This window comes from Fructilactobacillus sp. X7R9C1, from assembly GCF_059901005.1.
The window spans coordinates 96,756-116,690 of record NZ_JBWXVG010000001.1 but is presented as its reverse complement, the minus strand read 5'-3'; the positions used below and the strand labels follow the sequence as shown (position 1 = coordinate 116,690).

The following is a 19,935-nucleotide window of genomic DNA, read 5'->3' as shown; positions in this document are numbered from 1 at the left end:
ACCTAGTAACTATCTTTTCGGTACCCTAATTGTCTTAAAGCTGATTCTTTTTCACGCCAACTTGGTTGAATTTTTACCCACAATTCAAGATAAACTTTGCTTCCAAGTAGAGTTTCAATCTCTTTTCTGGCCAATGTCCCAATCTTTTTCAGCATTCCACCATTCTTCCCAATCAAGATCCCGCGTTGGCCCTTTCGTTCAACAATAATATTAGCGTCAATATGAACGTTTCCATTATCTTGGGTCTTCATTTTTTCAACTTCAACTGCAACAGAATGTGGAATTTCTTGCCTCGTTAGTTCTAAAACTTTTTCGCGAATTAATTCGGAAACGATGAAACGTTCGGGATGATCGGTAATTTCATCGTCAGGATAATACTGCGGTCCTTCTGGCAACTTAGAAACCAAAGTAGTCAGTAATTCATCAACATTGTTCCCTTGAAGAGCAGAAATAGGAAACACATCAGCCCATTTATAAGCTCGTTTGTACGTGTCCATGATTGGTAATAAACTGTTTGGATTGACTTCATCAATCTTATTGATAACTAAGTAAACTGGACAATCCACTTTTTTTAATTGATCGATGATGTAATTATCACCAGCACCACGAGTTTCAGTAGCACTAACCATAAAAAGGACTGCATCGACCTCCTTTAAAGAAGAGAGAGCAGCGTCGTCCATATAATCATCCAACTTGTTTTTTGGTTTATGAATTCCGGGAGTATCAATGAAAACAATTTGTGCATCATCAGTGGTATAAATTCCCTGAATTTTGTTACGAGTGGTTTGTGCCTTGTCAGACATAATCGCAACCTTTTGCCCAATCACTCGATTTAAAAAGGTTGATTTCCCAACATTTGGACGTCCTACAATTGCTACAAATCCTGACTTATACTGTGCCTTTTCTGCCATATTTTCCCCTTTAGCTCATTAATTCAATAATTTTTGGAACGAAAACAATTAAACCTACAATGATCGCAAAAATTGCCGTTAAAACAACGCCACCAGCCGCAACGTCTTTAATTACCTTAACTCGTTCGTCGTAATGATGGTCCGCTATAAAATCCATGATCCTCTCAACAACGGTGTTAAGAATCTCACCCACAAGGACTAAAATAATTGCGGTAAACAGCCACATAAATTGTTCCAAACTAATTTTCAAAAGAAACCCAATTATTAGAGTAATAATGGCACTAGTTATATCAAACTTAAAGTTTCGTTCATGAACAAAAACCCATTTAATGCCATCAAACGCATGTCCAAAAGCCTGAAATATATTTTTATTTTTCCCAGTCTGTTTATTATTTTGTGAGTCCATAAGAGTCCATAATCTTTCTTTGAAGTGGGAACATGATGGCTTCATCCTCAGGCTTCATATGGTCATAACCATTTAGATGCAAAAATCCATGCACAACTAAAAAACCAAGTTCCCGATCATTTGAATGATTTAAAAAGTCAGCTTGTTCAGCAACTTTATCAACACACACAAAAATATCCCCAATATTTTCAGGAATATCTTTTTTCATTTCATCATTCATGATTACGGGAAAATCATCATCACTCTGATCTTCAATCGCAAAACTAATCACATCAGTGGCCCGATCTACACCACGGTAGTCCCGGTTAATTTCCTTGATGCGGTCATTGTTGACCAAAGTAACTGACATTTCAGTATTATTTTTTAAATCAATATACTTAGCGGCATAATTTAGAATATCTCTAATCAAATCAATTTTTTGGGGGTCGACCCCATCCTTAGTTTGATCATATATTTCCAGATCCATATCTATTCCCCATTATCATTTTTTTCGTAGGCATTAATGATTTTAGCCACAACTGGATGTCTAACTACATCATCAGCACTAAAGTTTACAAAATTAATATCATCAATATTTCTCAGGATTTTAGGAGCGGTGACTAATCCACTCCGGATTCTTCCGTTTAAATCAATTTGAGAAATATCACCATTAACAATCATTTTAGAACCAAAACCCAACCGGGTTAGAAACATTTTCATCTGAGCATTAGTAGTGTTTTGAGCTTCGTCTAAAATAACAAAAGAATTATCGAGGGTCCGACCACGCATATAAGCTAATGGCGCAATTTCGATAACGCCACGATCCATTAGCCTTTCAGTGTGATCAGATCCAAGGGTCGAATTCAGTGCATCGTACAGTGGTCGTAAATATGGATCAACTTTTTCTTTTAGGTCGCCAGGTAAAAAGCCTAAACTCTCACCCGCTTCAACAGCTGGTCTGGTTAAAACAATCTTATCAACGTCACCCTTTTTTAAAGCGGCAACTGCCATTACAATTGCTAGATAAGTCTTTCCCGTCCCAGCAGGTCCGATTCCAAAGGTGACATCATTATGCTTGATGGACTGAACGTACTGACGCTGCCCAAAATTCTTAACTCGAACTGGCTTCCCCTTATTATCCTTTAAAAGGACTTGATTATATAATTCTGGGAGAAAACCTAGAGTTCCTTTCTCAGCCATCTTCATTGCCGAAACAAAATCACTACCATTCAAAGTAATCCCAAAATGAACAAGTTCAAGCATTCCATTTAAAATATCAATGGTATTTTGAACCGCTTTCTGAATGTCACCTTCAACCGTAATCTTACCACCAGAATGGCGAATAGAAGTTTCCATCCCTCGTTCTAGAATATCTAAAAAGGCATCTTGAGCTCCAAATAAAGCTGATTCATCATTTGGATTCTTTAACGTTAATTCTTTTTTAAATTCAAAATTATCTGTCAATCAAACAGGTTCCTTTCATATCAACTCAACTTTTACTTAAAATACTAGCATATAATTTGCCACTTACAAAGTAAAAGAACAAAAAGAACCCATTGACCATTCAATGAGTTCCCTTCTTAACTAAGCGCTTTATTAACAAGTTTATTAACAGTGTTGCCATCGGCTTGTCCTTTAACTTTACCCATGACAGCACCCATTACTTTGCCAAAATCGCTCTTGTTTGACGCACCAAGTTGCTTAACCGTTTCGTTAACAATTTTTTTAAGATCAGCTTCTGACATTTGCTTTGGGGCATAATTTTCAAGAATCTTTAGCTCATCTTCTTGCTCCTTCACCAAATCATCCCTGCCACCATCTTTAAACTCAGCAATCGAATCTTTGTGTTGTTTAACTTCTCGATTAACAACAGCCGCTTCTTCACTATCAGAAAGATCATGACCTAATTTAATCTTTTCATTCATTAAGTTCGACTTAAGCATTCTGACAATTGTCAGCTTAGTCTTATCATGATTCTTCATTGCATCTTTTAAATCATTATTTAATTCATTTGATAAAGTCATATTGGACCTCTTTTCGTCAATATAAAAAACGCTCCTGATCAGGGGCGTTTACTATTAGAAGCTGCGACGCTTCTTTTTCTTATTGTTACGTTTACGAGCTGCTTCTGATTTTAATTTACGTTTTACGCTAGGTTTTTCGTAAAATTCACGTTTACGGAATTCCTGAAGGGTACCGCTTTTTGAAACCGTGCGCTTAAAGCGTCGAAGAGCATCATCAAGAGATTCGTTTTTACGAACGACAGTTTTTGACATGATAAAATCCCTCCCTCCGAGCTTAAATGATACCGTCTGTAATCCTTAACGGTCAATATTAATTATACATTATGGCACGGAGCCCGTCAACGAGTCTGAACAAGAAATATGATAAAATGTTAACAAAGTAGGAGGTAATATTATGGCAACTAATTTTAATGCATTTATCATTTCTGATTCAAGTGGTGCCACGGCAACTTCGATCGCCCGAACCGCTGCTTCTCAATTTCCAGAAGCAAACGCTAATTTTAAACGATACCCATTTACTCAAACGCAATCCATGCTCGATGGAATACTCAAACTTGCTAAAAAACAGGACGCCATCATTTTTCACACTTTAGTTGATCCGGGCCTGAGTAAAATGGTATCTCAATTTGCACTAGAAAATAACCTGTATAGTTTTGACTGCATTCAAAAACCCATTCAAATCATTTCTAAAAAACTCCATGAATCGGCTGCAGAAGTACCTGGCCTAGTTCACAACTTAAATGAAGACTACTTCAAACGGATCTCAGCAATCGAATTTGCGGTAGCTAATGATGACGGAAAACGACCTAATGACCTCAAAAAAGCTGATATCGTTCTCTTAGGAATATCAAGAACATCTAAAACGCCATTATCGCTATACCTTGCCAATCAAAACTTCTTGGTAGCAAACGTCCCAATCGGTCCTACCATCCAATTACCAGAAGAGGTTTATCAGATCGACCACAATAAAATATTTGGTTTAACCAATTCAGTTACCAATCTAAAAAAGATTCGGCAGGAAAGAATGATTGCTTATGGGTTAGACCCAAACACTCCATACTCGGACTCAAATCAAATAAAAAAAGAGCTTGACTATGCCAAGCAACTTTATCGAAAACTAAATTGTCTTCAAATTAACGTGTATAACAAGTCAATTGAAGAAACGGCCACCATCATAACTCAAAGTCTTAATATTAACGAACAAGATCATTAATCTTTTTAGCTTGGTAATCTTCTTTAATATCCTCAATCATATCAGGATTAAATTTCTGTTCTTTTAACATTTTAATTTCATATTGATGAGGATTAATTTTAACATCCCCAATCTTAACAACCGGCGTCTCTAAAATCTTAGGAACTTGATCAAACTTGGGATACCGGGCTACATAATTTAAAGCATCAAATCCAATGGTCCCGAAACCAATGTTAGTATGACGGTCTTTATGGGATCCCATCGGATTTTTAGAATCATTTAAATGAATCACTTTGATTCGATTAATACCAATAACTTGATCGAACTCTTCCATAACCCCATCAAAATCATTTTTAATGTCATAACCAGCGTCGCTAGTATGACAGGTATCAAAGGTAACCGATAACTTATCATTCAAATTAACACCGTTAATAATCTCAGCAAGTTGTTCAAAAGTCGACCCGATTTCAGTCCCTTTTCCTGCCATTGTTTCAAGTGCAATTTGAATCTTTTGTTCTGGGGTGATTACTTCATTTAACCCTTTAATGATCTGCTTAATTCCGGCTTCAACGCCAGCACCAACATGTGCACCGGGATGCAAAACAATTTGATCAGCTCCCATTGCTTCAGATCGATCAATCTCTTGTTTAAGAAAATCAACCGCAAAGTGGAAACTTTGTGGCTTTTTTGTGTTACCTAAGTTAATGATGTAAGGTGCATGAACTACCACCTCACGTAAATCATGATCAGCCATGTAGTCGTGTGCTTGATCAATTTTAAGATTTGCAATCGGGGTCCTTTTTGAGCTCTGAGGAGCACCAGTGTATAACATAAAGACATTCTCACCATCGCGTTCGGCTTCTTTTGCGGATCCTAACATCATCTCTGGCTTTTTCATTGCAACATGTGAACCAATCAAAAATTCATCATTACTCATGTTTATCCCCCATTACTTTAACAACTTGATTAGAAGCATCTCCATGCTCCCAACTACAAAACTTACCATAAAATTTCTTCATTTTCTGATGATACCCAGCAAACTTACCATTTTCATTAAAATTAGACAACTCTTCATAAAAAGAATTTTGATTTTGAACAATTGGACCAGGAGCATCGCTTAGAAAATCAAAATAAAATCCACGTAGTTCATCCTTATAATGCTTTAAGTCGTAAGTATAAAACAACATTGGCCGTTTTAGATTGGCATAATCAAACATTACTGAAGAATAGTCAGTAATGAGTAAATCTGAAATTAAGTATAACTCATTAATATCACGATCAGCTTCAATGTAAACTCGCTTTTCATACCCAGAAATATCAATTTGGTCCTTGACTAAGTAATGCGGACGAATAATTAAAACAGTGTCACTAGATACATACTTAAAGAAACCTTTTAAAGAAAACGGTAACTCAAAGTTATAACTGCCCTTCTTTTGATAATCATCATCACGCCAAGTTGGTGCATACAAAATAACTTTAGAAGTCGAGTCACCAATAATTTTTTCTTTTAATTTTTTAATCTCACCTGAAGTATTTTTATGATATAAGACATCGTTTCTGGGATAACCAATTCGTAACGGAATATTTCTAAAATCAAAGGCGTGATCAAAGATTCGTTCTGAATACTGATTAGGCATAATTAAATAGTCCCACCGCTTGGCTTCTTTGACAAAATCATCATGGTATTGATTAGTGGAAATACCTGGAATCGCAACGTGTTTGATATCAATTCCTAATTTTTTTAACGGGGTTCCATGCCATGTTTGGATATAGGTGGTCCGCTTATTCTTTTTCCACCACTTCGGAAATCGGGAATTAAAAACCCAAAAGTCTGCCCTAGCAATGTGCCAAACCCACCTTGGAAAAAAACGCCGTAAAATCTTTATGTTGGGGTACTTTTCGTGTAATTGTTTGTATTTGGAAGCTTTGACACCAAAATAGGCCTTTTTAGCATCATGAGGATGTTGCTTCACCCACGCAAGGTAAATGGCGGCTGGATTATCGTTTATATCCCTACCATTAAAACTTTCAAACATTACTTCATTTTTTTTAGTTGGTAAACAAATAAACCCATCGTTTAAAACGATGAGCCCAGTGCGAATAGTCAACTTAATCACATTAATTAACTTGTTTTTAATTTGTTTTCCATTCATGTTATTTTTACCTATACTAAATCAACAAAATGCGATCTAAATTTAAAGTGAAGATGAGATCCAATTAAAAAGAAAAATAACGTCATCAACCAAAAAATCACGGTTAACAGTGGCTTCTCCCAAAACCAGCTACTCGATAACATTGAATCCCGGAATCCTTGAACAATGTAAAAAAACGGATTCAACTCCAAAATTCTGATTAAAAATGGCGGAAATGATGCAGACGATTCGAAGTTAAATAGAACTCCTGAAATGTAGAACAGCATTCTCATAAACGATTGCAACATGACATGATAATCTCGGACCAAGACGGTAATGGTCGAATTAAAAATGCCAAAAGCAATTAACCAAGCAATCATGGCAATAAAGTAATAAATCCACTGGAACCAGAACAAACTCGGTCGAACTCCATAAAGATAACCAATTACAATTGAAAACGCCAACATTGTCCAAAAAGAACTCAAGTTACTGACTAACTTAATCGAAGGTAAAATGCTAATTGGAAACTTCATTTTTGAAACTAACCCAGCTCGTTGGTAAATACTCTTAGAAGCGTCTAGTGTAACTCGGTTCATAAAAAACCAAGGAGTAATCCCAATGACCATCCATGGGAGATAACTGCCGTTGTGTCCGGTACTACCCTTTAACCCAACACCAAAGACTAACCAGTAAATTGCAATTTGAATCAGCGGATAAAGATACTCCCAGACTAAGCCCAAATAATGACTTTGATACGTAGCCTTATCTTCATACTTTGAAATTCGAAAAATAATGCCTAAATTTTCAAATTGTTCCTTAAGTAAGGCCCAAACTTCCTTCAAGCTCAGCACTCTCCCTTTTCTGTTTATCTAATTATTTTGTAAAACATACTTTTTAATAACCCGTTCGGTTGCATACCCATCATTATAAGTGTTCCAGTGTTTATTAAAATTAGTAAAATCAATTTTTTGATTATCCACAATGGCTTTATTCAACTGATCAACCTTAGTGATTGGTTTAGATGGTAACCACTGTAAGAAATCCTTTTGAATTCCTGGGTCTTTTTCGTATTGTTCTAAATCAAACATAAAGAAAATCATTGATCGCGCTTGTGGCAATAAGCTAAAATCAAAGGCAACTGAAGAATAGTCCGTTACGAGTGTGTCACAAACTGAAAGTAAATCAGACGTTGAAAGTTGATTATAAAAACGAATATTTCCGTTTGAAAACTTTCTAATACGTGCTTCCTGATCCCTGAGTAAGGGATGAAGTTTAACCACTGTAATCGCATTTGGATCAGCGGTCAATGCTTCGCCAATACTTTTTGGAGGTTCAAACTCTAGACCATCCCGATATGTTGGAGCATACAAAATGACCCTTTTACCCTTTAATTCTGGAGCAACCTGATAAACACGATGTCTGGCAACTCTTCTCCAGCGTTCCTTAAACAATCGATCCGAACGTGGATAGCCTAAATATTTCATTTTACTAGGAACTTCATGATAACTGCGTTCAAAGATCTTTCCCATCGCTTTTGAAGCTACCACAAAGTCATCAAAATGATTGTACACACTTTGAAATCTAAGTCTATCGAAAAACGATCTTTTCTTGGTCGTGGGATCTTCCCATCCAAAACATTTAATGGCACCATCAGCATGCCACAATTGAACAATTCTCATCTTACTCTTTGGTCGTACTAAACCAGCCAAAAATGGGAAGTAATTATCACAGAACAAAACTCGAGCTGACATTAATTGAGGAACGGTAAATAACGCAAATTTAGCGTTTTCATTAAAGGGAATCGTCTTAATTCCAAATGCACTCAAATCAGTTGCTGCAGCTTCAATTTCGGGTTCGTATAATACGACTAATTCTTGTCCAATGGGCGTGTTAGTGGCAATCTGTTTAATCAACCTAAGGTTATTATCGAAACTCATAACATAATATATATTTTTCTTTGGTCGAAAATAAAAAATTGCAGAAACTATTTTAATTAACCATGTATACATGACTTTCACTTAAACCACCATTTTCAATAATTACAATGAGACATTATATCATAAAGAAAAAACCGGGACACTCTAACTTAATAAGCTATTTTCGCTTCTTTTCATAGAAATTCCCTAGTACCTTATCAACATCCACAACCACTCCAAATGAATCTGGATCAGATTCATTTAAAGCCGCTTCAAATTCGGTCATTTCATATCGTGAAATTGAGGTGAACAAAACCGACTTTTTTTTATGGTTATAGGCTCCCTCAGCATTATGAATAATCGTAATCCCTCTCCTAAGGTGATTTTGAATACTATCAACCACCGTCTTAGGACGATCAGTAACTACCATTACTTGCACGATTTGTTGCCTTGTATATGCCAGATCCATCGCTTTCGCGTTAACTAGGACTCCAATTGCTGAATAAAAGGCATATGGCCAACCATAAAAGAATCCCGCTGATAAGATGATAAAAGTATTGAATATCAGATTAATTGTCCCAATTGATTTACCGGTTTTACGTTGGATAACAATTCCTAAGATATCTAACCCACCAGTAGAAATCCCATTTTTAAGCGACAGACCCACTCCAAATCCGTTAATGGCACCACCAAAGATAGCACAAATCAATGGATCCGTTGTCAGAGTCAGTGGCCGTAATATTTTGATCATAACACTGGCAACCACAACGGAAACGAACGTAAACATGGTAAACTGATGACCAATTTGTTTCCAAGACAAAATAAACATTGGAATGTTCAGTAAGAAAAGTCCCAAAGCAGCTGAAATTGTAAATGGAAAATACCGTTCTGTAAGAGTATCCAATAGCTGTGCAAAACCGGTAACTCCTGAAGAATAAATGTGTCCGGGAGTCCAAAAGAAATTCATCGCAATTGAAACCATGATTCCGTACACGAAGGCAGTCGAGAACTTAGATATGTACTGATGTCGCTTTAAAATTTTCTGTACGTCGTCCATTTAAGTAGCCCCTGATCATTTAGAAATTCATAACTAGTATACCATTCCAAAATTTAAAAAAAATAAAAAGTTGTGGGGTTACCACAACTTTTAGCTAATATTTAATTATCCTTTTTATCGACTGAAATGCCTAATTCATCTAACTGTTTGTCAGAAACAGGTGTAGGAGCACCAGTCAATGGTTCAACTGCCTTTGAATTCTTAGGGAAGGCAATTACATCTCGAATATTACCACGATGTGCTAATAACCTAGCAAAACGATCTAATCCAATTGCCAAACCACCATGTGGTGGAAAACCATAATCCAATGCTCTAAGGAAATATCCAAATTGATTCTCCGCACTTTCCTTAGTAAATCCGAGGGCTTTAAACATCTTTTCTTGAAGATCACGGGTATGAATACGAATTGATCCTCCACCAAGCTCCAGTCCATTCAGAATAATATCATAACTTTGAGCATGCGCTTTGTGGGGATCTTCTCCATCATTTAGGTAATGTTCGTCACCTACATTTGGCATCGTAAATGGATGGTGAGCAGCAACCCAACGCCCAGCACCCTCATCATATTCAAATAGTGGCCAATCAACAATCCAAAGGAAATTATACTTGTCTTCTGGAATCATATTTAACTCATTGGCAATGGCAACCCGGAGATATCCTAAAGTATCAGCCACTACCTTACCCCGATCAGCAGCAAATAATAACAAGTCACCGTCTTTTGCCCCAGTGGCTTTTTTAATTTTACTTACCATTTCTGGATCTTTGAAGAATTTAGCGATTGGACCAGAGAATCCATCATCAGTAACTTTCATCCATGCAAGTCCCTTAGCGCCAAAACGCTTTACGTATTCACCGTACTTATCAATATCTTTTCTTGAGAAGTTTGCTGCACCACCAGGAATAGCAATGGCTTTAACCTGACCACCATCTTTAATTGCTGAATCAAATACCTTAAAGTCGGACTCAGTAACTACGTCCGAAAGATCCTTTAATTCCATCCCAAAGCGAGTATCCGGTTGATCTGTACCAAATCGGTCCATTGATTCCTGCCAAGTAATCCTCTCAAAGGGCAAATTAACATCAACGTCAACCGTATCTTTCATGACTTTTTTAATTAATCCTTCTGTGATTTCCTGAATTTCTTCAGCAGAAAGAAATGAAGTCTCCATATCAATCTGGGTAAATTCTGGTTGACGATCACCCCGTAAGTCTTCATCTCTGAAGCACCGTGCAATTTGATAATAGCGATCAAATCCAGCTCCCATTAGTAATTGTTTAAACTGCTGCGGAGATTGAGGTAATGCATAAAATGATCCCGGATATACTCTTGATGGGACTAGGTAGTCTCTTGCTCCCTCTGGAGTTGAAACCGTTAGATCTGGGGTTTCAATATCGATAAATCCATTTTCGTCAAAATACTTGTGAGTAGACTGTAAGATCCGATTCCGGATCAATAATCCCTTTTGCATCACTGGACGTCTAAGATCAAGATAACGATACTTTAATCTTAAGTCATCAGACGCATTGATATCATTTTTGATTTCAAATGGGGTTTGCTTGGAGGTGCTTAAAACCTTAGCGTCAGAAACATCAACTTCAACTTTTCCGGTATGGATATCCGGATTAATTTCTTTTTCTGCTCTAGCAACCACTCTTCCTTTAATCTGGATAACATACTCATTTTTAACTGATTCGGCTACTTTAAAGGCTTCTTTGCCATTTTTTTCATTAAAAACCAACTGAACGATCCCAGCACGATCACGTAAGTCAATAAAAATAAGACTTCCCAAGTTACGCTTTTTAGCAACCCATCCATCTAAGACTACTTCTTGATCTAAATAATCCTCGTTAACGTTTCCAGCATACGTTGTTCGCTTCATGTACTAATCTTCCTCTCATTTAGTTGAGTCAAAAGCATAAAAAAAGCGCACCATGTAATCACAAGGGCGCAATTAGCACGGTACCACCTTTTTTAGTTTCTTTTGTTTATTCATTTTACCTCGATGCGTCTTTACCATTTATAGGACACGCCCTCTCAGCATTTGGACGTTCTCTTCAGACCACTAAACGGTTACTATTCATCGTCAACAGCATTTTAAATCACTTTAAGACTAATAAAACCCACATAAATTGTCAAGATTCTAGTGAATATTTTTATTATATGCTTAAACAAAAAGTCAAAAAGTTATACTATTATGAGTAATCGTATCATTAATGAGGTCGAAAAGATGAATATAAATTTATACATAAAAAATAAACGCGGTTTTTACACTACTTTGATAATTGTTGGCGCAACCTTGATCATTCTTTTAGTTATGTTAATAAAAAATAATGTCAGTATTGGCTTTAATAACCTAAACATAAAATCCGGCCCAGGGATTGAATATCGTACTGTCAAAACCGTTAATCAAGGAACTAGACTTCAAATTCTAAGTGAAAAAGACAACTGGTACAGAGTTGTATATCAAAACCAAAAGATTGGTTGGGTCCCCACTTGGTTAGTCAATAACCGTAAGCTTAATAAAGCCACTAAACTATCGGAAACCACCATCGTCTTAGACCCTGGTCATGGAGGAAGTGACTCGGGTGCACTATCAACCAGCGGGCAAAAAGAAAAAAACTACACCCTTAAACTAGCCCAACAAGTCGCAAATAAGCTGCGTAATCGTGGTGCGCATGTTATCATGACAAGGGATTCAGATAAGACGGTTAGCCTATACAAACGACCCGATTTTTCAACTGATAATCATGCCAATTTCTTCGTGAGTTTCCATTTTGATTCATCCAGTACCGATAATACCGCAAGTGGATTTACCAGCTACTACTATCATTCAGGAAAATCAAAACAACTGGCATCTGACATCAATTCCAATATGGATGATGTTCCCCTTAATAATCGTGGTGTCCAAGTTGGTAACTATTTAGTGATTAGGGATGTCTCAATCCCATCGGTTTTACTCGAAATGGGATACATTAATAATGACCATGACTTTAGTAAGATTAAAAATGCTAGTTACCAAAATCTCGTTGCAAATGATGTAACCAATGGAATCAATAATTATGTAAACAAGACTTATTAGAAGGGAGTTTACTATGAAAAAATTAAATCAAGATTGGATTACTCAATTACCATTAAAGAACGTTGAATCGTTAACTCCGGTTTCAGGCGGAGACATCAATGACTCATACCAAGTTAAAACCCCAGATAAAACTTATTTTATGAAGGTCCAGCCTAATCGTGGAAAAGTATTCTTCGATCATGAAGTTGAAGGAATTCACTTGTTATCGAAAGCGGCCAACGTCCCAACGGTAGTAGCATCTGGTGAAATTGATGGTGACGGCTTTTTAATCCTGGATTGGATTGACGTTGGTTCTGGAAACCAATACAATCTTGGTAAAATGGTCGCAAACGTTCATAAAATTCATAACGATCAGTTTGGATTAGACCAAAACTTTGATGCTGGAAAAATACCAAAAAATAACACCTGGCAAGATACTTGGCAAAAATTCTACGTTGAACAACGCATTGATCCGTTGGTAAAAATAGCAAAAGAAAAGGGCCGCTGGAATGATTCCAGAGACCAACATTACCAAGTCATGAGACAACAAATTATTGACTACTACACAAAACATCCCAGTATCCCAAGCCTGCTCCACGGAGACCTCTGGTCTGGGAATGCTATTTTTACAGCTAATCATGAGCCCATGTTGATTGATCCAGACGTCTACTTTGGCGACCGTGAGTATGACCTTGGTGTAACAACCGTCTTTGGTGGATTTAACCGCGATTTCTACCGCGGTTACAATGACACCTATCCAATTGAACCGGGTTTTGAAAACCGGGTCGGTTGGTACCGCTTCTATTACTCACTAATGCACGTTGTATTATTTGGGGAAACATTTGGGCCCTTATTAGACGGCGTGCTAAGTTCATTTAATTAAACTTAACATATCGTTAAAATCATGAACTACGTAATCTGGGTCTCCTGATTCAGCAATTACGTAGTCAGGATCGAAAAGGATGGTTTTAATTCCAGCATTATGACCAGCATCAACATCTAAACGTCGATCACCAATCATAAAAGTATCAGAGCGATCTAAATTCATCTTTTCAATTAAATAATTCAAAGACCCCGGATCAGGTTTCCTTTTAAAAGACTGTTTGCTAGTAACAAAACCAGTAAACAGTCTTTTTAAGTCAAAATGATCAAGTAGAGTTAATGCTTGGTCATCTCTATAAGTTAAAAGTCCGTTCTTTCCATCCGTTTTTAAAACTTTTAACAAAACAGATTGAACCCCTTTAAATGGCTTTGCTAACATAACTTCATCAACTTCAAACTTTTTATAGTCTTTTAGAAATTGATCTCGATTAAGATTAAATTCAGCGCAATATTTGGTCTCAGCCGAGCCCAATGAATGAACTCGCATATCTTCATAGATTGACTCAGGATCAAAGTTAACATCACTCACTCCATTCTCAGCTAACGCCTTACAAAACGAAGTCACCATGTACGGGTAAGTATTAAAAAGTGTTCCATCAAAATCCCAAACTGCATTTGTCATGTTAAATCTTTCCTTTTTTCTGATAATTCAAAATAAATGTGGCAGGACCATGGTTCTCTAAATCAACGTTCATATCGGCACCAAACACGCCAGTTTCAACTTTCAATCCGATCTCTTTGAGTGCGTCATTAAACTTTTCGTAAATGAGTTTAGCGTGCTCAGGATTACCAGCTCCAGTGAAAGTTGGGCGATTTCCCTTTTTGGTGTCAGCAAGTAATGTAAATTGCGAAACAGAAAGAATTGAGCCGTTAACTTGCTGGATGTTTAAATTCATCTTGCCATGCTCATCTTCAAAAATCCTTAGATGAGCAACCTTATGAACAAGATGATTAATTTCCACTTGTCCATCGGATTCTGTAACCCCAACTAAGATCATATATCCGTTACCTATTTTCCCGTTTATTTTACCATCAATACTTACGCTTGCATGATTAACTCGTTGAATCACTAATTTCAATCTTCCTCATCCTTCCGTTCGTTTAACTTCATAAACATCAGGAACAGCACTCACACTATCAATAATGCGATTTAGTTGTTGAATATTTCTTACGCCCACAGAGACTCGGATAGAAACAAGGTCTTCGTGAATGACCTTTCCTTCAACTGAATTCAAATTCTTAGTAGCAGAATTAACTCGTTTTAAGATATCGTTTAAAAGACCACTTCGGTTGTACCCTTGAATCTCTAAATCACTACTATAAGTAATGACATTATTATCAATTTTACGCCAACTAAGATTAATAATTCGATTATTACCATTCTTTGCTTGAATTAAGTTAGGACAATTACTTCTATGAACTGAGATACCATTTCCCATTGTGATGTATCCCTCAATGTCATCTCCTGGAACCGGATCACAACAACGACTGATATGAACTAATAGGTTGTCAACGCCTTGAATCTTGATGTTATCTTCTGGTTTCTTTCCTTGTTCTGCGTCCTCACTCTCATGTGAGATGGTTTTATGACCTTCTAATACATCACGTTCGGCATCTTTTTGTCGTTTCTTCTCAATTTCATCTTTTTCTGGTTCTAGTAAACGATTAACAACTCCGTTAGGTTGAATATCACCAAACCCAATGGCTGCATATAAATTATCGATACTTGTATAATGCATTTCATTGATAACACGGGATAAATTATCATCAGTTAAAATGGTAGCCGGATCAAATCCAGAATCGACAATTTCTTTTTCAAGTATTTCTCTTCCAGAATTAATGTCATCATCGTGACTACTCCGTTTGAAAAATTGCTTAATCTTATGCTTAGCACGACGCGTTTTAACCATGCCCATCCAGTTCTTGCCAGGACCGTCGGAGCTACTGGAAGTGATAATATCAACAATATCTCCATTTTTAATTTCATAATCTAGGGGAACTAATTTACCATTAACTCGTGCCCCTGTGGTTGAATTACCAACATCCGTATGAATTGAGTAAGCCATATCAATCGGAATTGACCCCTTGGGTAATTCAATAACATCACCTGATGGAGTAAAGGCATAAACTCGGTCGCTAAATAAATCCCCTTGGACACTATCCATGAAATCAGAGGCGTCCTCTGACTCCTCTTGAATTTCAATGATCTTTTTAAAAAGATTGAGTTGAACATTGTTTTTATTACTTTCAACCTCGTCCTTTTTACCTTCTTTGTAAGCCCAGTGAGCAGCAACACCATATTCAGCAATTCGATGCATTTCCTCAGTTCGAATTTGAATTTCAAGTGGTTTGCCTTCAGGACCAACAACTGTAGTATGCAACGATTGATACATATTAGGCTTGGGCATTGCAATGTAATCCTTAAACCGATCTGGGAACGGTTTCCATTCAGTATGGATTGCACCTAAAACTGCATAACAATCCTTTACCGATTTCACAATCACCCGAACAGCTAGTAAATCATAGATTTCTTTAAAATCTTTATGTTTATCATGCATCTTACGATAAATGGAGTAGATATGTTTAGGCCTTCCATAGACTTCTCCCTTGATTCCCAGGCCCTTAATCGCTTGTTGAACTTTTTTTACGGCATTATCAACGTATGCCACTCGCTCATTCCGCTTGGAATTCATCAAATCAACAATTTGATAATAATCATCAGGCTTTAAGTAACGCAAAGAAAGATCTTCTAATTCCCACTTAATCGTTCCAATTCCGAGCCGATCAGCTAAGGGGGCATAGATATCTAAAGTTTCTTGAGCAATTCGCTTTTGCTTATCTGGGCGAAGAGCATCTAACGTTTCCATGTTATGCAATCGATCCGCTAATTTAACAATCATTACTCGAATGTCTTTGCACATTGCTAGTAATAGTTTCCGGTGATTTTCAGCAAGTTGTTCTTTACTCGATTTATACTTAATCTTACTAAGCTTTGAAACCCCATCAACGATTAATGAAACGTGTTTACCAAAAAGTTCAGTAACATCTTCAATCGTTGCACCGGTGTCTTCAACCACATCATGAAGAAAACCAGCCGTGATCGTTTCTGCATCCATATGAAGATCAGTTAAAATGCCTGCCACCTCAACAGGATGATTAATATAAGGCTGCCCAGAAGCACGTTCTTGCCCCTCATGAGCAATTTTGGCAAATTTATATGCTTTTTTTATCATTCGAACATCACTATCATCAAGATACTCAGAAGCATCACGAAAGATTTCTTGTGGTGTCCATTCTTTAATTTTCGACATTATATCCTACTCACCTTGTTTTAATTCTAATATAGTTGAAACGGCTGATAAAAAATATAAAGGCGCTGATTCAGTTCGCAAAATCCTCGGCCCCAATCCGACGGGAACAAAACCATCTTGCTTTAATTGTTCGATTTCTTTAAGTGAAATTCCACCTTCAGGTCCAAAAAAAGCGGTCAAGCTTTTGCCAGGCTTCATTTCCGACACACATTCATACAATTTACTGTTTTCACCCTGTTTAGCCGATTCCTCATAGGCCACAACTTTTTGATCACTACTAAGTTTTTTTACCTTAGTGATTGAATCGGTGTACTTCACCATTGGAATAATATTTCGGTGAGATTGTTCGGCAGCACTTTGAGCGATTTTTTGAAGTCTCTTAATCTTCTTCGGTGCCTTATTCCCCCATTTAGCAATTGACCACTCAGTAGGCACAAAAATAATCTCACTGACCCCCATTTCGGTTGCCTTTTGCGTGATGAGGTCGGCTTTGCTCGCCTTCGGGATTCCACAAATAATCGTTACTTTAACCGGAAGTTCAGTATTTTGACTAGTTACATCAACAATCTTAATTGTTGAGGCCGTTTCATCAACTAATTCCCCAATATAAATAATATTTTGACTAGAAACAAACTCAGCCTTGGTTCCAGCTTTTGCTCTTATAACCCCAACAAAATGATGTGTCACATCGTTTGGAAGTTTAACAATTTGACCCACTTTTAGTGGCTTATCTAAAAAGTAGTGTTGCAATTAATTAACCTCAATATCTTTCTTTGCAATTACTGATCGCCAATCATCCATACTTAAAATTTGATCAACCTTAAAATGATGTTTTTTTAGCGCGTCAATCACTAGCTCTAATTTATCGGCAATAATACCGGAAGTAATGAACACGCCACCTTCATTTAAACATTGTTCTGCTTGCGGGATTAACGGAATGATAATCTCAGCTAAAATATTAGCTACCACAATATCTGCTTTTTCATCGATTCCATTTAACAAATTATTAACACTAACGTTGATTCCCTTCATCCCAGAATTCAATTCAATGTTTTTTTCAGCTGATTTAACGGCCACCTTATCGACATCATAAGCATTTATATTGCCAGCACCAAGTTTCCTCGCTGCAATACATAGCACTCCAGATCCAGTTCCAACGTCAAACACTCTTTCGTTTCCTCTAATAACAATCTCAAGTGCTTGCATGGCAAGTTTAGTAGTAGGATGGGTGCCGGTTCCAAATGCCATTCCAGGGTCTAATTTTACCATCAACTCGTCAGAGCTTTTGACATCATAGTCTTCCCAACTTGGGACAACGGTTAAAAATCGTGTCACCCGTTCTGGATGATAATACTTTTCCCAAGATGTCGCCCAATCCTCATCTTTTACATCATGAACATTTATCACATTTTTACCAGGATTCAAACCGAACCGCGTTAAATCAGCAACTTTTTCATGAATCTTTTTTACGGTCGCATCTACCTCAATATCATCCTGAAAATAAGCACTTACTTTAGCGTTAACTAGATCGTTATCAGCTTTAGAATCTCCCAATTCATACTGATCCCAATTAGATTCTCGTTTTAAAACCTCATAATCATTTCTATCATTAATCTGAACCCCATTTGCTCCAAGATCCATTAAAATATTAGCGACCGCATCAACTGCTTCGTGACTGGTTTCAACTGAAATCTCGACTAAGTTCATTGTTATCCCTCATTCTTTTTATAAAAAAAGCACCCGTTAATTGGATGCATTATTTTTATTGTCCTCAATTTTTTTAAGCTTCTGCTCGTGTTGTTTCAAATGACCAGCCAAATACTTAAGCAATCCTCGTTCTGTCTTAAAAATTCGAGGATGCTTTTGTTTATGCAATCGAAGATCAATTTCCTTAATTCTTTGTCGCCCTGTCCATCCATGGCCATAACGAATAATGAGCCGATTATTTAAATTATCTTTACCGAAGCGAAATACATAGACGTTATCTGGAGTAATTAACGGTCTGATATATGTTTTTTTGTAATGATATCCTTGATCGCGCAAAAACCTTTTAGTTTGATCTAACATATTCATCCTCCTCTCATATTTTTAATAAAACTCGTTCTTAAAGCCTTTAGTCTATATCATAATGGAGATATATTTAATTGGCAAGCATCTAACTTCCAGCAAACAAAAAGACGTGTATCGCCACGTCTTAATATAAACATTCAAACTATAAACTAAACAATTTGACAGAATTCAATTTTTTCGTGGTTAGGCCCATAAATGTTAAAGAAACGGATTCCCTTATCCCAGAATGGACGAGTATCAATTTCATCTTCCTGAACATCTAAGCCCATTTTCTTAGCTTCTTTAAACGCTGCGTCAGCATCAGTAGTGTTTAATGAGATATGGTTAATAGCGCCATCTTTATCAGCAACTGGATCGCCCTCCCATGTCTCAATCATTAAATTGCCATACTTCATAAAAGCACAACGATTTCCTTGATACATGAATTGACCAGCTTTATCAAAACCTAACTTCTTATAAAAATCAATCGTTTCATCTAAATCTTTTGCTGGAATACCAACATGTTGGATGCCGGTAAAGTAATTACTAAGTGCCATAATAATTCTCCTTATGATATATTTTTCACCATATGTGAAATCTCTAACAACTACATTGTAAGACATTAATGATAAATAATAAAGCCATCATCCTAGTTTATTTTATTAATTTAGCATTCACAATTTCATTCCATTTAAGAATTTGGTCTCCCACAATTACTAAGTTCTTATAATACCCTTTCATCCTACCGATAATTTGTTCCACTTTTAGTTCGTTTTTGTCATAATAAGCATACTGTAGTTCCACTCTCAGTCGACTGACAAACGATTTTTGCAGAATTTCATCAATTTTTGAGTGATCCATCTGATCATCTAATTTTCTGGTTTGCTCATTATCCTTTTCTTTCTTTATTTGATTTAGTTTACTGGTATGATCTGATAAAAAATAACCCTGCCATTTTTTAATCCCACGATCATGATAATCAAACTTAAAAAAATCATGTACAGCTTCTTCGTTCAT

General features: G+C 36.7%; 23 protein-coding genes. 3 read left to right on the top strand and 20 right to left on the bottom strand.

Annotated elements, in window-relative coordinates; all coding sequences use genetic code 11:
• Positions 1–2: 2 nt before the first annotated feature.
• The 6 genes from era to rpsU all read right to left on the bottom strand — a co-directional run bounded on the left by era (position 3) and on the right by rpsU (position 3,572).
• Positions 3–911: a GTPase Era gene (gene era / locus AC6UD0_RS00615; protein ID WP_500693803.1), complete on the bottom strand. Its 909-nt coding sequence runs from the start codon at positions 909–911 to the stop codon at positions 3–5.
• 10 nt (positions 912–921) lie between these two features.
• Entirely contained in the window at positions 922–1,317 is a 396-nt protein-coding gene (locus AC6UD0_RS00610) for a diacylglycerol kinase family protein (RefSeq protein WP_500707807.1), read from the bottom strand.
• Positions 1,301–1,783: an rRNA maturation RNase YbeY gene (ybeY, locus tag AC6UD0_RS00605; RefSeq protein WP_500696650.1), complete on the bottom strand. Its 483-nt coding sequence runs from the start codon at positions 1,781–1,783 to the stop codon at positions 1,301–1,303. The genes AC6UD0_RS00610 and ybeY overlap by 17 nt, the downstream gene beginning before the upstream one ends.
• Before the next feature lie 2 nt (positions 1,784–1,785).
• A complete protein-coding gene (locus AC6UD0_RS00600; protein WP_500707806.1) occupies positions 1,786–2,760 on the bottom strand; it encodes a PhoH family protein in 975 nt (324 codons plus the stop codon).
• Between the two features lie 116 nt (positions 2,761–2,876).
• Positions 2,877–3,320, bottom strand: coding sequence for a GatB/YqeY domain-containing protein (locus AC6UD0_RS00595; RefSeq protein ID WP_500707805.1), 444 nt, complete (start codon positions 3,318–3,320; stop codon positions 2,877–2,879).
• 54 nt (positions 3,321–3,374) lie between these two features.
• Entirely contained in the window at positions 3,375–3,572 is a 198-nt protein-coding gene (gene rpsU, locus AC6UD0_RS00590; RefSeq protein ID WP_039142968.1) for a 30S ribosomal protein S21, read from the bottom strand.
• A 142-nt stretch (positions 3,573–3,714) separates the two neighbouring features.
• On the opposite strand from rpsU, the gene AC6UD0_RS00585 reads away from it, so the two are divergent.
• Entirely contained in the window at positions 3,715–4,533 is an 819-nt protein-coding gene (locus tag AC6UD0_RS00585; RefSeq protein ID WP_500693808.1) for a pyruvate, water dikinase regulatory protein, read from the top strand.
• Here the strand turns inward: AC6UD0_RS00585 and AC6UD0_RS00580 are convergent.
• The 6 genes from AC6UD0_RS00580 to aspS all read right to left on the bottom strand — a co-directional run bounded on the left by AC6UD0_RS00580 (position 4,514) and on the right by aspS (position 11,497).
• On the bottom strand, positions 4,514–5,449 hold the full coding sequence (locus AC6UD0_RS00580) for a deoxyribonuclease IV (protein ID WP_500707804.1): 936 nt from the start codon (positions 5,447–5,449) through the stop codon (positions 4,514–4,516). The genes AC6UD0_RS00585 and AC6UD0_RS00580 overlap by 20 nt on opposite strands.
• Complete coding sequence (locus AC6UD0_RS00575) at positions 5,442–6,665, bottom strand: CDP-glycerol glycerophosphotransferase family protein (protein ID WP_500707803.1); 1,224 nt, start codon at positions 6,663–6,665, stop codon at positions 5,442–5,444. The genes AC6UD0_RS00580 and AC6UD0_RS00575 overlap by 8 nt, the downstream gene beginning before the upstream one ends.
• Positions 6,666–6,676: 11 nt before the next feature.
• Complete coding sequence (locus AC6UD0_RS00570; protein WP_500693811.1) at positions 6,677–7,486, bottom strand: ABC transporter permease; 810 nt, start codon at positions 7,484–7,486, stop codon at positions 6,677–6,679.
• Positions 7,487–7,513: 27 nt separating this feature from the next.
• On the bottom strand, positions 7,514–8,581 hold the full coding sequence (locus AC6UD0_RS00565) for a CDP-glycerol glycerophosphotransferase family protein (protein WP_500695603.1): 1,068 nt from the start codon (positions 8,579–8,581) through the stop codon (positions 7,514–7,516).
• A 157-nt stretch (positions 8,582–8,738) separates the two neighbouring features.
• Positions 8,739–9,617 (bottom strand): YitT family protein, encoded by an 879-nt coding sequence (locus AC6UD0_RS00560; protein WP_500693813.1) that lies wholly within the window; start codon positions 9,615–9,617, stop codon positions 8,739–8,741.
• Positions 9,618–9,718: 101 nt separating this feature from the next.
• Entirely contained in the window at positions 9,719–11,497 is a 1,779-nt protein-coding gene (gene aspS / locus AC6UD0_RS00555; protein ID WP_500707801.1) for an aspartate--tRNA ligase, read from the bottom strand.
• A gap of 348 nt (positions 11,498–11,845) precedes the next feature.
• Here aspS and AC6UD0_RS00550 point away from each other — a divergent pair, with 348 nt between their 5' ends.
• Together AC6UD0_RS00550 and AC6UD0_RS00545 are read left to right on the top strand one after the other, a co-directional pair.
• Positions 11,846–12,697, top strand: a complete 852-nt coding sequence (locus AC6UD0_RS00550; RefSeq protein ID WP_500693815.1) for an N-acetylmuramoyl-L-alanine amidase family protein — start codon at positions 11,846–11,848, stop codon at positions 12,695–12,697.
• A gap of 13 nt (positions 12,698–12,710) precedes the next feature.
• Positions 12,711–13,559, top strand: coding sequence for a fructosamine kinase family protein (locus tag AC6UD0_RS00545; protein ID WP_500701115.1), 849 nt, complete (start codon positions 12,711–12,713; stop codon positions 13,557–13,559).
• On the opposite strand, the gene AC6UD0_RS00540 is transcribed toward AC6UD0_RS00545, so the two are convergent.
• From AC6UD0_RS00540 to AC6UD0_RS00505, 8 genes are all read right to left on the bottom strand, one after another.
• Entirely contained in the window at positions 13,548–14,180 is a 633-nt protein-coding gene (locus tag AC6UD0_RS00540; protein WP_500707800.1) for an HAD hydrolase-like protein, read from the bottom strand. The two genes, AC6UD0_RS00545 and AC6UD0_RS00540, sit on opposite strands and share 12 nt — an antisense overlap.
• A gap of 1 nt (position 14,181) precedes the next feature.
• Positions 14,182–14,637: a D-aminoacyl-tRNA deacylase gene (gene dtd, locus AC6UD0_RS00535; RefSeq protein ID WP_500695598.1), complete on the bottom strand. Its 456-nt coding sequence runs from the start codon at positions 14,635–14,637 to the stop codon at positions 14,182–14,184.
• A gap of 6 nt (positions 14,638–14,643) precedes the next feature.
• Complete coding sequence (locus AC6UD0_RS00530) at positions 14,644–16,869, bottom strand: RelA/SpoT family protein (protein WP_500707798.1); 2,226 nt, start codon at positions 16,867–16,869, stop codon at positions 14,644–14,646.
• A 6-nt stretch (positions 16,870–16,875) separates the two neighbouring features.
• Positions 16,876–17,619, bottom strand: coding sequence for an RsmE family RNA methyltransferase (locus AC6UD0_RS00525; protein ID WP_500707796.1), 744 nt, complete (start codon positions 17,617–17,619; stop codon positions 16,876–16,878).
• The gene (prmA, locus tag AC6UD0_RS00520; protein WP_500707794.1) at positions 17,620–18,576 is read right to left on the bottom strand and encodes a 50S ribosomal protein L11 methyltransferase; all 957 of its coding nucleotides are present in this window, start codon (positions 18,574–18,576) and stop codon (positions 17,620–17,622) included.
• Positions 18,577–18,612: 36 nt separating this feature from the next.
• A complete protein-coding gene (locus tag AC6UD0_RS00515) occupies positions 18,613–18,936 on the bottom strand; it encodes a hypothetical protein (RefSeq protein WP_500695594.1) in 324 nt (107 codons plus the stop codon).
• Positions 18,937–19,088: 152 nt separating this feature from the next.
• Positions 19,089–19,475: a VOC family protein gene (locus AC6UD0_RS00510; RefSeq protein WP_500693823.1), complete on the bottom strand. Its 387-nt coding sequence runs from the start codon at positions 19,473–19,475 to the stop codon at positions 19,089–19,091.
• Between the two features lie 97 nt (positions 19,476–19,572).
• Positions 19,573–19,935: a hypothetical protein gene (locus tag AC6UD0_RS00505; protein ID WP_500707792.1), complete on the bottom strand. Its 363-nt coding sequence runs from the start codon at positions 19,933–19,935 to the stop codon at positions 19,573–19,575.

What these genes read in the sequence shown, in the direction of transcription:
- AC6UD0_RS00560 (WP_500693813.1), bottom strand. Translation starts at nt 9,617, where the DNA reads ATGGACGACGTACAGAAAATTTTAAAGCGACATCAGTACATATCTAAG.
- AC6UD0_RS00585 (WP_500693808.1), top strand. Translation starts at nt 3,715, where the DNA reads ATGGCAACTAATTTTAATGCATTTATCATTTCTGATTCAAGTGGTGCC.
- AC6UD0_RS00505 (WP_500707792.1), bottom strand. Translation starts at nt 19,935, where the DNA reads ATGAACGAAGAAGCTGTACATGATTTTTTTAAGTTTGATTATCATGAT.
- ybeY (WP_500696650.1), bottom strand. Translation starts at nt 1,783, where the DNA reads ATGGATCTGGAAATATATGATCAAACTAAGGATGGGGTCGACCCCCAA.
- aspS (WP_500707801.1), bottom strand. Translation starts at nt 11,497, where the DNA reads ATGAAGCGAACAACGTATGCTGGAAACGTTAACGAGGATTATTTAGAT.
- prmA (WP_500707794.1), bottom strand. Translation starts at nt 18,576, where the DNA reads ATGAACTTAGTCGAGATTTCAGTTGAAACCAGTCACGAAGCAGTTGAT.
- AC6UD0_RS00575 (WP_500707803.1), bottom strand. Translation starts at nt 6,665, where the DNA reads ATGAATGGAAAACAAATTAAAAACAAGTTAATTAATGTGATTAAGTTG.
- AC6UD0_RS00550 (WP_500693815.1), top strand. Translation starts at nt 11,846, where the DNA reads ATGAATATAAATTTATACATAAAAAATAAACGCGGTTTTTACACTACT.
- AC6UD0_RS00540 (WP_500707800.1), bottom strand. Translation starts at nt 14,180, where the DNA reads ATGACAAATGCAGTTTGGGATTTTGATGGAACACTTTTTAATACTTAC.
- AC6UD0_RS00515 (WP_500695594.1), bottom strand. Translation starts at nt 18,936, where the DNA reads ATGTTAGATCAAACTAAAAGGTTTTTGCGCGATCAAGGATATCATTAC.
- AC6UD0_RS00565 (WP_500695603.1), bottom strand. Translation starts at nt 8,581, where the DNA reads ATGAGTTTCGATAATAACCTTAGGTTGATTAAACAGATTGCCACTAAC.
- era (WP_500693803.1), bottom strand. Translation starts at nt 911, where the DNA reads ATGGCAGAAAAGGCACAGTATAAGTCAGGATTTGTAGCAATTGTAGGA.
- AC6UD0_RS00610 (WP_500707807.1), bottom strand. Translation starts at nt 1,317, where the DNA reads ATGGACTCACAAAATAATAAACAGACTGGGAAAAATAAAAATATATTT.
- rpsU (WP_039142968.1), bottom strand. Translation starts at nt 3,572, where the DNA reads ATGTCAAAAACTGTCGTTCGTAAAAACGAATCTCTTGATGATGCTCTT.
- AC6UD0_RS00545 (WP_500701115.1), top strand. Translation starts at nt 12,711, where the DNA reads ATGAAAAAATTAAATCAAGATTGGATTACTCAATTACCATTAAAGAAC.
- AC6UD0_RS00510 (WP_500693823.1), bottom strand. Translation starts at nt 19,475, where the DNA reads ATGGCACTTAGTAATTACTTTACCGGCATCCAACATGTTGGTATTCCA.
- AC6UD0_RS00595 (WP_500707805.1), bottom strand. Translation starts at nt 3,320, where the DNA reads ATGACTTTATCAAATGAATTAAATAATGATTTAAAAGATGCAATGAAG.
- AC6UD0_RS00530 (WP_500707798.1), bottom strand. Translation starts at nt 16,869, where the DNA reads ATGTCGAAAATTAAAGAATGGACACCACAAGAAATCTTTCGTGATGCT.
- AC6UD0_RS00580 (WP_500707804.1), bottom strand. Translation starts at nt 5,449, where the DNA reads ATGAGTAATGATGAATTTTTGATTGGTTCACATGTTGCAATGAAAAAG.